Source organism: Streptomyces sp. AC558_RSS880, from assembly GCF_019049255.1.
Lineage (GTDB): Bacteria > Actinomycetota > Actinomycetes > Streptomycetales > Streptomycetaceae > Streptomyces.
In genome coordinates this window covers 1-214 of record NZ_JAGMUJ010000158.1, presented here as the reverse complement: position 1 = coordinate 214, position 214 = coordinate 1, and the positions used below count along the sequence as shown (strand labels likewise).

The window sequence follows — 214 nt, the reverse complement described above, 5'->3', positions numbered from 1 at the left end:
CCCGCTGGTGCCTTCGAGCGACTCGACACTGGACAACTACCGACTGGTCATCGAATCCGACTTCCTTCGCTACTTCATGAACAGCGTCGTGGTCACCGCCGGCACCACGGCGCCGACGGTGACCACGACGCTGTTCATGAAGTAGCGAAGGAAGTCGGATTCGATGACCAGTCGGTAGTTGTCCAGTGTCGAGTCGCTCGAAGGCACCAGCGGG

Annotated in this window: 1 pseudogene; it reads right to left on the bottom strand. The window is 60.3% G+C overall.

The annotated features are described in order from the left end of the window. Nucleotides 1-93: 93 nt before the first annotated feature. Nucleotides 94-214: pseudogene (locus tag KUM38_RS42530) on the bottom strand (carbohydrate ABC transporter permease); the annotation flags it as partial.